Source organism: Stakelama sediminis (assembly GCF_014199335.1).
Taxonomy (GTDB): domain Bacteria; phylum Pseudomonadota; class Alphaproteobacteria; order Sphingomonadales; family Sphingomonadaceae; genus Sphingomonas; species Sphingomonas sediminis.
The window spans coordinates 576945-590693 of the sequence record NZ_JACIJI010000002.1 but is presented as its reverse complement, the minus strand read 5'-3'; the positions used below and the strand labels follow the sequence as shown (position 1 = coordinate 590693).

At 61.5% G+C, this 13749-nt stretch carries 13 protein-coding genes and 1 tRNA gene; 7 read left to right on the top strand and 7 right to left on the bottom strand.

The genetic code is table 11. The annotated features are described in order from the left end of the window. The first annotated feature begins 52 nt into the window (after positions 1 to 52). Positions 53 to 757 carry a squalene/phytoene synthase family protein gene (locus FHR23_RS09295; protein ID WP_184003108.1) on the top strand — a complete coding sequence of 235 codons (705 nt, stop codon included), beginning with the start codon at positions 53 to 55 and terminating at the stop codon, positions 755 to 757. 54 nt (positions 758 to 811) lie between these two features. Further along, on the top strand, positions 812 to 1252 hold the full coding sequence (locus FHR23_RS09290; protein WP_184003106.1) for an EF-hand domain-containing protein: 441 nt from the start codon (positions 812 to 814) through the stop codon (positions 1250 to 1252). 3 nt (positions 1253 to 1255) lie between these two features. On the opposite strand, the gene trmFO is transcribed toward FHR23_RS09290, so the two are convergent. Further along, positions 1256 to 2575, bottom strand: a complete 1320-nt coding sequence (gene trmFO / locus FHR23_RS09285; protein WP_184003317.1) for a methylenetetrahydrofolate--tRNA-(uracil(54)-C(5))-methyltransferase (FADH(2)-oxidizing) TrmFO — start codon at positions 2573 to 2575, stop codon at positions 1256 to 1258. Between the two features lie 105 nt (positions 2576 to 2680). Here trmFO and FHR23_RS09280 point away from each other — a divergent pair, with 105 nt between their 5' ends. After that, on the top strand, positions 2681 to 3322 hold the full coding sequence (locus tag FHR23_RS09280) for a lysoplasmalogenase family protein (RefSeq protein ID WP_246359795.1): 642 nt from the start codon (positions 2681 to 2683) through the stop codon (positions 3320 to 3322). Here FHR23_RS09280 and FHR23_RS09275 read toward each other — a convergent pair. The 4 genes from FHR23_RS09275 to yaaA form a co-directional block, all read right to left on the bottom strand. Beyond that, entirely contained in the window at positions 3319 to 3666 is a 348-nt protein-coding gene (locus tag FHR23_RS09275) for a DUF952 domain-containing protein (protein WP_184003102.1), read from the bottom strand. The two genes, FHR23_RS09280 and FHR23_RS09275, sit on opposite strands and share 4 nt — an antisense overlap. Next, positions 3663 to 6422: a DNA gyrase subunit A gene (gene gyrA, locus FHR23_RS09270; RefSeq protein ID WP_184003100.1), complete on the bottom strand. Its 2760-nt coding sequence runs from the start codon at positions 6420 to 6422 to the stop codon at positions 3663 to 3665. The genes FHR23_RS09275 and gyrA overlap by 4 nt, the downstream gene beginning before the upstream one ends. A 113-nt stretch (positions 6423 to 6535) precedes the next feature. Beyond that, a complete protein-coding gene (locus tag FHR23_RS09265; RefSeq protein ID WP_184003098.1) occupies positions 6536 to 7234 on the bottom strand; it encodes an SDR family NAD(P)-dependent oxidoreductase in 699 nt (232 codons plus the stop codon). Next, on the bottom strand, positions 7231 to 7989 hold the full coding sequence (gene yaaA / locus FHR23_RS09260; protein ID WP_184003096.1) for a peroxide stress protein YaaA: 759 nt from the start codon (positions 7987 to 7989) through the stop codon (positions 7231 to 7233). Before yaaA ends, FHR23_RS09265 begins: the two co-directional genes overlap by 4 nt. Positions 7990 to 8162: 173 nt before the next feature. On the opposite strand from yaaA, the gene FHR23_RS09255 reads away from it, so the two are divergent. Next, positions 8163 to 9485, top strand: a complete 1323-nt coding sequence (locus FHR23_RS09255) for a tetratricopeptide repeat protein (protein WP_184003094.1) — start codon at positions 8163 to 8165, stop codon at positions 9483 to 9485. A gap of 67 nt (positions 9486 to 9552) precedes the next feature. On the opposite strand, the gene FHR23_RS09250 is transcribed toward FHR23_RS09255, so the two are convergent. Then, positions 9553 to 10017 carry an Lrp/AsnC family transcriptional regulator gene (locus FHR23_RS09250; protein ID WP_184003092.1) on the bottom strand — a complete coding sequence of 155 codons (465 nt, stop codon included), beginning with the start codon at positions 10015 to 10017 and terminating at the stop codon, positions 9553 to 9555. Positions 10018 to 10200: 183 nt separating this feature from the next. On the opposite strand from FHR23_RS09250, the gene FHR23_RS09245 reads away from it, so the two are divergent. The 3 genes from FHR23_RS09245 to FHR23_RS09235 all read left to right on the top strand — a co-directional run bounded on the left by FHR23_RS09245 (position 10201) and on the right by FHR23_RS09235 (position 13184). Further along, a complete protein-coding gene (locus FHR23_RS09245; protein WP_246359794.1) occupies positions 10201 to 12018 on the top strand; it encodes a sensor histidine kinase in 1818 nt (605 codons plus the stop codon). Positions 12019 to 12091: 73 nt separating this feature from the next. Further along, positions 12092 to 13060, top strand: a complete 969-nt coding sequence (locus tag FHR23_RS09240) for a polysaccharide deacetylase family protein (protein WP_221227439.1) — start codon at positions 12092 to 12094, stop codon at positions 13058 to 13060. A gap of 47 nt (positions 13061 to 13107) precedes the next feature. Then, a tRNA-Ile gene (locus tag FHR23_RS09235) sits at positions 13108 to 13184 on the top strand. Between the two features lie 20 nt (positions 13185 to 13204). On the opposite strand, the gene FHR23_RS09230 is transcribed toward FHR23_RS09235, so the two are convergent. Then, positions 13205 to 13726 carry a hypothetical protein gene (locus FHR23_RS09230; protein ID WP_184003090.1) on the bottom strand — a complete coding sequence of 174 codons (522 nt, stop codon included), beginning with the start codon at positions 13724 to 13726 and terminating at the stop codon, positions 13205 to 13207. Positions 13727 to 13749: the final 23 nt, after the last annotated feature.

The following is a 13749-nucleotide window of genomic DNA, read 5'->3' as shown; positions in this document are numbered from 1 at the left end:
CGGTCCGGTGGAGGGGTATGGCGCAAGAAGGGATAATGCGGGTTGAAACACTATGGTTAACGCTGCGGAAACCAATGAAGGTGCTGAAAAGGCAGGCCCCGAACATCCCGAGCGTACACTGATTTTGTCCTATGCCAGAGCCGGAGACCGTGACGGCATGGCAGTGTTGCTGGAACTCGACGATCTGCTGGGAAACATCCTGCGCAGCACGTCCGAACCGATGCTGGGGCAGATGCGACTGACGTGGTGGCGAGACAGTCTGAATGCCATCGACGAAGGGAAGGTTGCCGCGGTTCCGCTGCTCCAGCAACTGGCGGCACGTTTCGATACCATCGGAGCAGCGGCAGCTACGCTTGCGCCCGTCGCCGAGGGTTGGGCGGTGCTGCTGGAAGAAGATGCTTTGCCAGACGAAGCCTTGGGCCGATATGCGTCAGGGCGCGGGGGGGCACTGTTTCGTTCCGCCGCTATTCTTATGGGCAGAGGCGACTTTCCGGCGCTGGAAGAAGCGGGGCAGGGATGGGCGCTTGCCGATCTGTCGCGCAATGTGCGGGATGCCTCGATTGCCGATCCAGCGCGGAACATGGCGCAACCGTTGCTCGACAGGGCGCTGGCGCAACGCTGGCCGCGGCCGTTGCGCGCACTTGGTGCCATGGCGCATCTGGCACGTCTGGATCTGGCGGCAGGGAGCGGGTCGGTGCATTACGGCGCGCCGCATCGCGTGTGGCGCGCGTTGCGCCATCGAATTACCGGACGCTGACAGTTCTTGCTCCTGCGGCCACGCTGCGTAGGATGAGCGAAAAGGGGGCAGGTAATGTGGCGCTATTGGGTCGGTGCGGCAGCAGCGATGCTGTTGATGGGGGCGGGGTTTCTGCTGTTCCATTCAACCGCGCAGGAACTGCCGCCTCCACCGCCCGCGCGCGCAGCCGCTCCACTGCCGACGGTTGCGGCATCCCGCAAAGCGCCGCAGCCTCCCAGGGCGGACGAGCGCACGCGCGAGGAAAAGCGCTTCGATCGCTATGACAAGGATCATAACGACCTGATCTCCCGCGCTGAACGCATGGCTCCTCGCCGCAAACAGTTTGCGAAACTCGACACCGATCATGACGGCAAGCTGTCGTTCGACGAATGGGCGATCACCACGACGCAAGTCTTCGACAAGGCCGATGCCGATCATAACAATGTGCTCACCCGCGCCGAATTTGCGACCACGCGGCGCAAGTCCAAACCGAAGCCGAAATGCGCGTGTAAATAGGCGTCAGAGGGCCATCCAGTCGCTAAGCGCCTCCCGCGCGCGCGCCGTGTAAAGCTTCTTTCGCTCAGCCTTTTTCGCGCGCTGTTCGATGGGTGGGAACAGGCCGAAATTGATGTTCATCGGCTGATAGCTATCGGCTTCCGCACCGCCGGTGATATGGCCCAGCAGTGCCCCCAGTGCGGTGGTAACGGGCGGCGGCGTCATGCTTTCGCCCCGAAACTCCGCGGCCGCGAACCGCCCTGCCAGCAGTCCGACCGCAGCACTTTCGATATAGCCCTCACAGCCGGTAATCTGTCCGGCAAAGCGGATATGCGGACGCACCTTCAGCCGCAGAGTGGGATCGAGCAGTTCGGGCGAGCGGATGAAGGTGTTGCGATGCAGTCCGCCCAGTCGGGCGAATTCGGCATTTTCCAGCCCCGGAATGGTGCGGAACAGCCGCACCTGTTCGGCATATTTCAGCTTGGTCTGAAATCCCACGATGTTCCACAGGCTGCCCGAGGCATTGTCCTGGCGAAGCTGTACGACGGCATAGGGCCAGCGCCCGGTGCGCGGATCGTCGAGCCCGACCGGCTTCATCGGGCCATAGCGCAGCGTATCGACGCCGCGTTCGGCCATCACCTCGATCGGCATGCACCCTTCGAAATAGGGCGTATCCTTTTCCCACTCGCGAAACTCGGTTTTTTCGCCGTCGAGCAGCGCCTGATGAAAGGCGAGATACTGTTCCTTATCCATCGGGCAGTTGATGTAATCCTTGCCGTCTCCTTTATTCCAGCGCGACTGGAACCAGGCGATGTCGAAATCGATACTGTCGTGATAAACGATCGGTGCGATGGCGTCGAAAAAGGCGAGGCTGTCGGCCCCGGTGCTGGCACCGATGCTTTCGGCCAGTTCAGGCGCGGTCAGCGGCCCGGTGGCGATGATCGTCGCGCCGCTGTCGGGAACGGCTTCCACCTTTTCGCGGACCAGCATGATGTTCGGATGTGCTTCCAGCGCGGCTGTTACGCCGTCGGCAAAGCCGTCGCGATCGACTGCAAGGGCCGATCCTGCCGGAACGCGGGCCTTGTCGCCTTCGCGCATGATGAGCGAATTGAGCGCGCGCATTTCGGCATGGAGCAGGCCCACGGCATTGCTTTCGGCATCGTCGGAGCGGAAACTGTTGGAACAGACCAGTTCTGCCAGCCGGTCGCTTTGATGCGCGGGCGTCATGCTGCCCGATCCCCGCATTTCCGACAGGCGCACGCGAAGCCCCGCATTGGCGAGTTGCCAGGCGGCTTCCGATCCCGCCAGTCCGCCGCCGATGATGTGAATATCGTGATCGTGCATGTTGCTCTTGCGCATTTCCTGTGGTCCGTATGAGAGGCAGGCCCTGCTACGCGACCAGAGCGGCGTCAAGGGCAGCAGGGAATGGATGAAGGGGGACAGGGAAACATGCGGCTGATCTGGTGGGCGGCCATCGTGGCAGGGGCCAGCTATAGCTGGGCGGCGTGGATGGACTGGTCCGGCCCGATGGTCACGGTCTGGAAAGGGCTGGGCGTCGGATTGCTGGCGCTATGGGCGGCGACGCAGGCGCGTTCGACCGACGGAGTGCTGATTACAATCGCGCTGCTGCTGGGGGCGACGGGGGACGTGCTGCTGGACGCGGTGGGTCTGTCGGTTGGCGCGCTTGCCTTTTTGGCCGGGCATGTGGTGGCGATCATCCTGTATCTGCGCAATCACCGGAGAAAGCTTTCGCCCAGCCAGCGGATGCTTGGCCGCATCCTGCCGATTGCGACGGTGCTGATCGCCGTCAGTCTGGTCTGGGATGCGGGCATGGTAATGGCGGTCGGCATTTATGCAGCCGCACTCGGCATCATGGCGTCAACCGCGTGGATGAGCCGCTTTCCCCGCTATCGCGTCGGAATCGGCGCGGTGTTGTTCGTGCTTTCCGACCTGCTGATTTTTTCGCGCGCGGGCCTGCTGGCTGACAGCTATGTGCCGACCCTGCTGGTCTGGCCGCTCTATTTTGCAGGACAGTTGATGATCGCGACCGGCGTGGTGGAGACGCTGGCCAAGGAGGAGCGCAGGGCCTAACCGGCGACTGGCAGTTTCACGGTGCCGTCATCCTCGCGCTCCAGCGGGCCATAGGCGATGACGGTTTCGAGCAGCAGCTTGCCATGAAGATGCGGGAAGAGCGCACCGCCGCGCGATTCTTCCCATTTCAGCGCCTTGCCCTGTGCCTCAAGATCGACGGCCGCGACCCACAAATTCGATTGGCCGGCGAAATGCCTGTCCACGGTTTCGGTCAACTGATCGACGGTGGACAGGTGGATATAGCCGTCTGCCACATCCACCGGCGCGCCTTCGAAGATATCCGCTTCCAGCGCCTGCATCTGATCGCCGGTCAGCACCTTATAGGCGGTGGTCGGGTGGCTCATTCGCCATCCTCCGGTCCGGCGGCCAGGTCTTCGCCTGTGTCGCCATCGGGCGTTGGGGCGCCGCCTTCGGGGCCGTCGGCCAGATCGACTTCGGCCTCATCTTCGCTTTCCTGAATGCGCGCGGCGGAAACCACATGCTCGTCATCGGCGACGCGGAAAATCGTTACACCCTGCGTATTGCGTCCGGCAATGCGAATGTCGCCGACGGTGGTACGGATCAGCTTGGCCTGATCGGTGACAAGCATCAGCTGCTCGCCATTATCGGCCGGGAAGCTGGCAACGACGGGGCCGTTGCGCTCGGACATGACGATGTTGGTGATGCCCTGACCGCCGCGATTGGTACGGCGATATTCGTAGGCGCTGGTGCGCTTGCCATAGCCATTGGCGGTGACGGTCAGCAGGAACTGTTCGTCGCGCTCAAACTCGGCCATGCGGTCGGCATCCAGCGTCACTTCGCGCTCGCCTTCCTTCCAGGGGGCCGCCTTCAGATAGGCATCGCGCTCCTCGGTCGTCGCATCGAAGCCGTTGAGAATCGACAACGAGATCACCTCGTCATCCCCCTTCAGCGTGATGCCACGCACGCCCGTGGAGGTGCGGCTCTGAAATTCGCGTACAGCGGTCGCCTCGAAACGGATCGCCTTGCCGTCGCGCGTGGCGAGCAGCACGTCGTCCGCCTCGGTCAGCAGCGCGACGCCGATCAGCCGGTCGTCGCTGTCATCGTCGAAGCGCATCGCGATCTTGCCGTTGGACGGCACATTGGTGAAGGCGCCCATCGAGTTGCGACGCACCGTGCCCTTGGCGGTGGCGAACATGACGTGCAGGTCTTCCCATTCCAGTTCGTCCTCCGGCAGCGGCAGGACGGTGGAGATGGTTTCGCCCTTTTCTAGCGGGAGGAGGTTGATCATCGGTCGCCCGCGCGTGGCCGGACCGCCCTCGGGCAACCTCCAAACCTTCATGCGATAGACCTTGCCTGCGGTGGAGAAGAACAGCACCGGCGTATGGGTCGAGGTCACGAACAGGTTGGTGATTGCGTCCTCGTCCTTGGTCGCCATGCCGGCGCGGCCCTTGCCGCCGCGCTTTTGCGCGCGGAACGTGTCGAGCGGGGTGCGCTTGATATAGCCCTGCATGGTCACGGTAACGACCATGTCCTCGCGCTCGATCAGGTCTTCATCCTCGATCCCGTCGGCAGCGGCGCCGATTTCGGTCTTGCGCGGGGTCGCAAATTCGTCGCGAACCTCGATCAGTTCTCCACGCATCACATCATAGAGCTTGGCCCGGTTCCCGAGAATTTCGAGCAGTTCGGCGATCGAATCGGCCAGCTTTGCCAGTTCGTCGCCGATTTCGTCGCGCCCCAGCGCGGTCAGGCGATGGAGGCGCAGGTCGAGGATCGCGCGAACCTGCGTTTCCGACAGGCGATAGGTGTCGCCTTCGACCTCGTGCTCGACCGCTTCGACGAGGCGGATGTACCCCGCAATCTCCGCAATTGGCCATTCGCGCGAAAGCAGCGCCGCGCGTGCCTCTGCCGGGGAAGCGGAACCGCGAATGATCCGCACCACCTCGTCGAGGTTGGTGACGGCGATGACGAGGCCGAGCAAGATATGCGCCCGGTCACGCGCCTTGGCGAGTTCGAACTTGGAACGCCGGGTGATGACCTCTTCACGGAACTGCACGAAGGATTCGATGATGTCCTTCAGGTTGAGCAGTTCCGGGCGGCCGCCACGGATCGCCAGCATGTTGGCGGCGAAGTTCGACTGCGCCGGCGTGTTGCGCCAAAGCTGGTTAAGCACGACCTCCGGCGTCGCGTCCCGGCGCAGATCGATGACGATGCGCACGCCTTCGCGGTTCGATTCGTCGCGGATGTCGGAGATACCCTCGATCCGCTTGTCCTTATACGCCTCGGCGATCTTCTCGACGAGACCGGCCTTGCCGACCTGATAGGGAATTTCGGTCAGCACGATCGACTGACGTTCGCCGCGCTGCTCAATCTTATGACGCGACCGCATGATGACGGAACCGCGCCCGGTTTCATGTGCCGCGCGAATGCCCGAACGGCCAAGGATGATCGCACCGGTCGGGAAGTCCGGCCCTTTGATGATTTCCATCAGGTCTTCGGTGGTCAGCGCCTCGCGCTTGCCCATCTTCGCGTCGATATGCGCCAGGCACGCGTCGATGACCTCACCCAGATTGTGCGGCGGGATGTTGGTCGCCATGCCGACCGCGATGCCGCCCGCGCCATTGACCAGCAGGTTGGGAAAGCGCGCGGGCAGCACCTGCGGCTCGCGCTCCGACCCGTCATAGTTGGGCTGGAAATCGACGGTATCCTTGTCCAGATCCTCCAACAGCGATCCGGTGACCTTTGCCAGCCGCGCCTCGGTATAGCGTTCGGCGGCCGGCGGATCGGGGTCCATCGACCCGAAATTGCCCTGACCATCGATCAGCGGCACCCGCATCGCCCAGTCCTGCGTCAGGCGTGCAAGCGCGTCATAAATCGCCTGGTTGCCGTGCGGATGGTATTTACCCATCGTGTCACCGGTGATGCGTGCGCATTTCCGGTAGGGGCGGTTATAGAAATACCCGTTTTCCTGACACGACCAGAGGATGCGGCGATGCACCGGCTTCAGCCCGTCGCGAACGTCCGGCAGCGCGCGGCTGACGATGACGCTCATCGCATAGTCGAGATAACTGGTCTTCATCTCCTCGACGATGGAGATGGGGGTAATGTCCGAAGGGTCGGCGAGGCTGGTCTCGTCGGTCAAAGTCTCATGCTTTCGGGTAGTGTTTCAAGAATGCGACAACCCTAGCGTGTTGCCGGGCCACTGCCAAGCCCGCGCGCGTGTACGCGCGTGCGCGCACGCGAGAATTTTCGAAATTACGGGGCGATTTCGCTGCCGTCCCAGGCAAACAGCTTGCCGCTGTCGGCGGGGGTCAGTTCCTCGATCACGTCAAGCAACTGCATGGCGGCACGTTCGGGATCGAACAGGGTGCCGGGGGCGACATTAGCCTGAAAAGGTTTCGATAGTGCGGTGTCGACGGTGCCGGGGTGTAGTGCGACCACGATCGAGCGGTCGTTATGGCGTCGCGCTTCGATACTCGCACTTCGGATGATCTGATTCAGCGCCGCCTTCGACGCGCGATAGCCGTACCAGCCGCCCAGCCGGTTGTCGGAAATGCTGCCCACCCGTGCCGACAAAGCGGCGAATACCGGCTTTCCGGTGCGCGGCAGGATCGGCAGGAAGTGCTTCGCGACCAGCGCCGGTCCGATCGTGTTGACGGCGAAATTGCGCGCCAGCCACTCCGCGTCGAGTTCCTTCAACGCCTTTTCCGGGCCATGGTCTTCGTCATGAAGAATACCGGTGGCGACGATCAGCAACTCGACCGGCGGTCCTTTTGCGACGCGCTCGGCGGCGACGCTGATGCTGGCCTCATCCTCCAGATCGATATGCGAATCGCCGGTGCGGGATCGCGCCAGTCCCCAGACGCGGTCGAACGCGCCTTCTTCCTTCAGGACAGTCTCGAACGCACCGCCGATCCCTCCGGACACGCCGATAATGACGGCGGCGCGACTCATCCGCGCACAAAGCGCCAGTGATCGGCGTCGCTTTCGTCGGCATCAAAGCGATAGCCGTCGCTGTCGAATCCTTTCATCGCTTCGATATCGGTGACGTGATGTTCGCACATCCAGCGCGCCATCATGCCGCGCGCCCTTTTCGCATGGAAGCTGACGAATTTGGCCTCGCCGTCGCGCATTTCGCGGAAATCCACCTCAATCACGCGAACGCTCTGTGGCAGTTTGCCGGAGACGGCGGCCCAATATTCCTGGCTGGCGAGGTTCAGGACCGTGCCCGATCCTTCGCGTACGACATCGCCGGTCAGTGCGTCGGCAATGCGTCCCTGCCAGAAATCATAGAGCGTCCGCGTACGCCCCGGCGCCCAGCGTGTGCCCATTTCCAGACGATAGGGACGAATGGCGTCGAGCGGACGCAGCAATCCGTACAGCCCGGACAGGATGCGGACATGTTCCTGCGCGAAGGCGATGGCCGGTTCGTCCAGTGTCTTTGCTTCGAACCCGCGATAGACATCGCCTGCAAAGGCGAACAGCGCGGCCCGTTCCGGTTGCGTGTCGAAGCCACGAAACCGCTGAACGTTCAGCTTCGCCAGCTTGTCGGAAATCCGCATCAGCGACGACAGTTTCGGCGCGGTCAGTTTTGCCGCGGCATGGGCAAGCGTGCCTGCTTCTTCGGAAAAGCGCGGTTCGGTCGCGTGGGCACTTTCGGTCGGTGTTTCGAAGTCGAGCGATTTGGCGGGGGAAAGCACGGCAATCATCGTTCGTCGCTTAACGGCGCGCTTTCGTCGCGTCAAAGCGGATCGTCTACGTTCAAAGCGCGTTCATCGTTACGTTTGTATAACATGGTTTATCGTGCGGGTTGAACGCAGGGGCTACCCAATCTATTTCCACATCCGCGCCCCGCACGGCCCAAAGAGGAGAGTTTATCAATATGAAGTTCGCATCGAAGGCTGCGATGGCCGCCGCACTTGCCATCAGCATGTCGACCAGCGCCTTTGTTGCGCCGGCATTCGCCAAGAAGAAGGATGAAAAGGCCGAGAATGGCCAGCCGCCGTTGAAGGTGGGCAAGGAATTCCGCGAAACGGCCGTCAAGGCACAAAAGGCGTTGCAGGCCAATGACAATGCAACCGCCAAGCCGCTGGTTGCCCAGCTTCAGTCCGAGGCCAAGACCGACGACGAGAAGTATTTCGCTGCTCAGCTCGCGCTGCCGCTGGCATCGCGCGAAAAGGATTATGCGGCGATGAAGCCTGCGCTCCAGACGCTGATCGCAAGCCCGCGCGTTTCGCAGGCAGACAAGGGCAAATATAATTTCGTGCTGGCTCAGCTGGCCATGCAGGACAAGGATTCGGCTTCTGCACTGAACTATCTGAAACAGGCAAAGGCGCTGGGATACAGCGATCCTGAAATGCCGCTGATGATGGTTCGCCTGCAATCCGACTCCGGCGACACTGCTGGTGCGCTGGCATCGTTGAATGAGGCTATCAGCGCGGACACTGCGGCGGGGAAGAAAGCGCCGGAAAATCTGTATCGTTACGGCGTGCAGCTTGCATATGACAAAAAGATGGACGGTCCCACCATGGACTGGCTGGAAAAATGGATGTCTGCATATCCCAGCAATGAGGGCTGGCGTAAGACCATCATGATCTATTTCCAGATGCATCCGCCTGCCACCACCCAGGACGGCAAGAAGGTCAAGCTGGACCTGATGCGTCTGATGCAAAAGACAGGCGCTCTCGCAAACCAGAGCGATTATGTCGAATATGCACAGACCGCCAACGACCTTGGCCTGCCTTATGAAGCAAAGTCGGTCATCGATGCGGGTAAAGCGGATGGAAAAATCACTTCTTCGTCCGCTGCGGTGAAGGATATCTATCAGACTGCAACGGCCGGGGTTCGTAACGATACCCCGCTCGCCACGCTGAAGAGCAAGGCGGAAAGCAGTTCAAGCGGTGTTGCCGCTTCTCAGGCAGGCGACGTGTTCCTGTCGCATGATGACTATCAGACGGCTGCCAGCATGTATCAGACTGCCCTTCAGAAGGGTGGTGTCGATGCCAATGCGGTCAACCTGAACATGGGAATCGCGCTTGCTCAGGCCGGGCAGTACGATGCTGCCAAAACGGCGCTGCAAGCGGTTCAGGGCGCGCCGCGCGCAGATGTTGCAGGCCTCTGGACCGCATGGGTGAACGGTAAGCAGACCGGTGCCACGGCTGCGCCAGCGGCTCCGGCCGCTACTCCTGCGACCACAGGAAACTGATCGGCTCTGAAGCCAGTGCATGAATGAAGAAGGGGCGGCATTGATTTGCCGCCCCTTTTTCGTCCGGCTATTCGGACAATGGAATTCCGGGCAGGTGTTTTGAAGTTCTGATCGTCAGGGACGTTTTCACGCTGGTCACGTTCGGTGCCGTGGTCAGATGGGTGGTCAGCATCTGCTGAAAACTCTTCAGGTCGGTCGCGACGATTTTGAGAATGAAGTCAATTTCGCCGTTGAGCATGTGGCATTCGCGCACTTCCGGAATGTTCGCAACATGCGCTTCGAATGCATCCAGGTCGCTTTCCGCCTGGCTGCGCAGGCTGACCAGTGCATATACCGTAATTGTATATCCCAGCGCGAGAGGGTCCAGTTCGGCATGGTAGCCGCGAATCGCGCCTTCCTCCTCTAGTGCGCGGACACGCCGCAGGCAGGGCGGTGCCGTCAGGCCGACCCGTTCGGCCAGCTCGACATTGGTCATTCGCCCGTCTTCCTGCAGCAGCGCCATTATCTGCCGGTCGATCCGGTCGAATGTCATAGCCTACTCCCTAATTTCCGAATTTCAGGATGTTTTCGATGCCTGAATGCGGCACACATATAATTTAATTACAGGCGAACGCAATTGTCCCACAATGCTACGCCGGAAAAAAGCCAGCTATCGCGATCGACCTCCGAGCGTTAAAAAAATCTTACAGGCTGAACTGAGAATACGGGACGAGCTTTGCAACTGCGTTTTGACGATCTTCTGCAAACTGTTCTGTCGGCAGCGGATATTCAGTCGCCGCCGGGCCGCGAATCGGTGTGGCGGCAGCTCACCGACCTGATCGGCCGTCGTCGTGCTGCGCCGGACGGGGCAGCACTGGAACTGCTATACTCGATACGCGATCAGGTGCCTGCGCCCGTACGTGCCGCCAGCGGCCGTGCGCTGGAACATGCCAGACCACCGGCAGCGCTGGTGAAACTGTTCGCCACGGACGAACTGACAATCGCTCGCCCGGTATTGCGTAGTGCAACGCTGGCACCCGCGGAATGGATCGCCATGCTGCCGTCTCTCTCCCCGACGGCGCGGTCTCTGCTGCGGAACCGGCGCGATCTGGGGGAAGAGGTTGAGCGTGCGCTGCGTAGTTTCGGCGCGTCTGATCTGGTACTGGGCGATGACCGACCGGCGGACCAGTGTGCATCGCTTCCGCAAACCGGGGCATTGAGTACCGATACCGAATCCGATGCGACTGAGCCGGAACAAGACCGGCACGAATCTCCCGATATTCCAACCGTGGCGCAACCGTCGGTGCCGGAGGGTTTTGCGAGTGTCGGCGCGATTGCCGCCAATATGCCGGTGGTTGCCGAGGCATTGCGCAAGGCGCGTGAGGGAGATGCTCCCGTCGTACCTGCCCGGAAAATGCCGGACACCGCGGGCAAAACAGGCTCCGGTCCGTTTCGTATTGCCGATGTCGTGGCACGGATCGACGCCTATCAGCAGCGTCGGGAACAGGATCCGCCGTCTGCCATGCCTGCTGTCAAAGAAGCGGATGGCTTTCGCTTCGAGACAGACGGCAACGGGATCGTGCGATGGGTGGAGGGCAGCGCCAGAGCTTCTCTGGTCGGATTGTCGTTGAACAGTCTGGGTGGGGTTGGAACCAGTCGTACCGATGGCGCTGTCACCGGTGCGATACGAAAAAGGGACGCTTTTTCCGACGCGCGGTTACAGATTGCCGGTATCGGGGCCGCAGCAGGGGACTGGCTGATTTCCGCTACGCCGGTGTTCGATACGCGTAGCGGGCGTTTTGCCGGTTATCGCGGCACCGGGCGGCGCCCCCGTCGCGGCGAGCGTGCCGAACCTGTGAAAACACCGGCTGCGGCACAGACCGGGCGATTACGCCAGCTTGTGCATGAACTGCGCACGCCTGCCGGCGCCATTACCGGCTTTTCCGAAATGATCGAAGCCGAGATGCTGGGGCCGGTGCCTACGGAATATCGTACCCGCGCCGGGGCGATCCGTTCGGATGCAAAAACCCTGTTGGGGGTGATCGACGATCTTGATCTTGCCGCGCGTATTGAGGGGAAGGCGCTCGACCTTCGCCCCCATGAGGTCCGGCTGCACCCGTTGCTGCAGGAAATTGTCGGCGACCTTGAACCGCTGATCTCACTTCGTTCGACCTCCGTGCGCCTGCCCGACCATGAATATGTCGTGGCGGGGGATGCGCGCGCCGTCGAACGGCTGTTCGCCCGTTTGCTCGCTACGCTGGTTTCCACCGCTGAGTCCGGAGAGGCGATCGGCGTGAATGCGTCGGAAGATCGCGGTACAATCGTTCTGACCTTTGATCTGCCCGCGGCACTTGCCCGGCATTTGTCCGAACATGGCCTGCGGGAGGACGAAGCCCTGTCGAGTCGGGTGACGCTTGGTGCGGGCTTTTCGCTGCGGCTGGTGCGCAACCTGGCGAGCGAACTTGGCGGCGGATATGCGCATGACGGCACGCACTTGACGGTACGGTTGCCCGCAGCCCAGAAGGAAATGGCGGACGCAGCCGAAACCCGTTGAACGAACGGCTGTTGCCGCCAATTAAGGGGGCGCTGCTATCGTTACATCCTATCGTCCATCGTCAGGAAGGCCCTTGCAATGGTCGGAGGATTTCGGCCGGCGTTATTGTATTTTCGTCGACACCGAAGAGGAGTTCGACTGGACGCAGCCGCTTTCCTCGGCGAACCGGGACACGACGGCGATGGCGGAATTGCCCGGCGCGCATCGGCGATTGCGCGATCTCGGCGCGTCGATGGTGTATCTCGCCGATTATCCGGTAGTCACCGATAAGGCGGCGATTGCGGTGCTGCGCCGCATTCTTGATATCGGCGGTGCGGATGTCGGTGCGCAACTCCATCCCTGGGTGACCCCTCCGCATGAGGAAGTCGTCAACGGTCCCAACAGTTTTCCGGGCAACCTGCCGCAGACACTGGAAGCCGCGAAGATCGAGCGTCTGACAACGGCAATTTGCTCGGCCGTTGAGGCGACACCAAAAATCTATCGCGCCGGGCGCTACGGGATCGGTCCACACACTGCGGCCATTCTTTCCCGACATGGATATCGCGTCGATAGCTCGATGCGGGCACGCTATGACTATTCAGCGGAACAGGGGCCGGATTTCGGGGAAATCGGCAATCATGCCTTTTTCCTGCGCGAAGAGGATGCTCCCATTGTCGAATTGCCGCTGACAACGGTGTATACAGGGAGCCTGCGAGCCGGTGGCGCGCGTTTTCACCGCATGCTGGCACGAATACCGAAGGGCAGGGGCATTGCCGCCCGGCTTCAGTTATTGTCGCGCGTGGCACTCACGCCGGAGGATATGCCGCTTACCGATGCGCTGGAAGCGGTGCGTGTGGCGGCAGGAGAGGGCCTGCCGATCCTGAATTTCGGATTTCATTCGCCGTCGATCAAGCCGGGTTGCACTCCCTATGTGCGGGATGAGCGCGATCTGCTGGCATTTTACCGATGGTGGGATGCCGTAATCGCTCAGCTTGACAGATCGGGTATTCGGCCGCTGTCGCAGCAACAGCTTGTCGCTGCGATCGATGCAGCGCGCGTATAGGGCTTGCCCGAGGCTGCGTGGCTCGGCTATCGGCTCCGGACGGTTGGGGGCCTGTAGCTCAACTGGTTAGAGCTGGCCGCTCATAACGGCTAGGTTGCGGGTTCAAGTCCTGCCGGGCCCACCAGCCGTCCGATATGTCGACGGTCAGTTGGTTTTCCAGTCCTTGCGCTTCTGATCGACGCTGTTGACGGTATAGTCCACCTGCGCATCGAGCTGGGTATAGCCGCGATCGGCGCTGAGGCCTGCCTGTTGATACAGGATGCGCACATAGTTTTTGAACGCATCGCCGGTCAGCACGCCCGCATGGCCCTTTGGCGCGCGGGCTTCCATATCGACTTCTGCACCGAGCAGCGTCTGGATATCCTTGTAATCGCCGGAACAGAGTGAATCCTGACCGATGCCGATCGTATCGAGGAAATGGTCGGCGAATTTCTGCGCCTGAGCCGTCCATTCGGCGGTGTCGGAGGGTTTTGCGGTAATCGTCTTCGCGCGTTCGGTCAGTAGCGCGTTGATCTGCGGCAGCTTGAACCCGTCAAATTGCGAATTATTGTCCTTGGAAACGCAAGTCGGCGCTGCCTCAGTGGTGTTTTGGTTTGCCTGCGGTTGCGATGCGCCACACCCGGCGAGCAGCACAGCCGTGCCCGTGGCGATAAAAATCCGCTTCATGCGATTGCCTCCCCTCATTATCC

Bases quoted from the DNA above. Each gene is read 5' to 3' on its own strand.
- FHR23_RS09295 (WP_184003108.1), top strand. From the start codon at position 53: ATGGTTAACGCTGCGGAAACCAATGAAGGTGCTGAAAAGGCAGGCCCC.
- FHR23_RS09275 (WP_184003102.1), bottom strand. From the start codon at position 3,666: ATGAGCCACCCGACCACCGCCTATAAGGTGCTGACCGGCGATCAGATG.
- trmFO (WP_184003317.1), bottom strand. From the start codon at position 2,575: ATGCACGATCACGATATTCACATCATCGGCGGCGGACTGGCGGGATCG.
- FHR23_RS09280 (WP_246359795.1), top strand. From the start codon at position 2,681: ATGCGGCTGATCTGGTGGGCGGCCATCGTGGCAGGGGCCAGCTATAGC.
- FHR23_RS09265 (WP_184003098.1), bottom strand. From the start codon at position 7,234: ATGAGTCGCGCCGCCGTCATTATCGGCGTGTCCGGAGGGATCGGCGGT.
- yaaA (WP_184003096.1), bottom strand. From the start codon at position 7,989: ATGATTGCCGTGCTTTCCCCCGCCAAATCGCTCGACTTCGAAACACCG.
- FHR23_RS09250 (WP_184003092.1), bottom strand. From the start codon at position 10,017: ATGACATTCGACCGGATCGACCGGCAGATAATGGCGCTGCTGCAGGAA.
- FHR23_RS09230 (WP_184003090.1), bottom strand. From the start codon at position 13,726: ATGAAGCGGATTTTTATCGCCACGGGCACGGCTGTGCTGCTCGCCGGG.
- FHR23_RS09255 (WP_184003094.1), top strand. From the start codon at position 8,163: ATGAAGTTCGCATCGAAGGCTGCGATGGCCGCCGCACTTGCCATCAGC.
- FHR23_RS09290 (WP_184003106.1), top strand. From the start codon at position 812: ATGTGGCGCTATTGGGTCGGTGCGGCAGCAGCGATGCTGTTGATGGGG.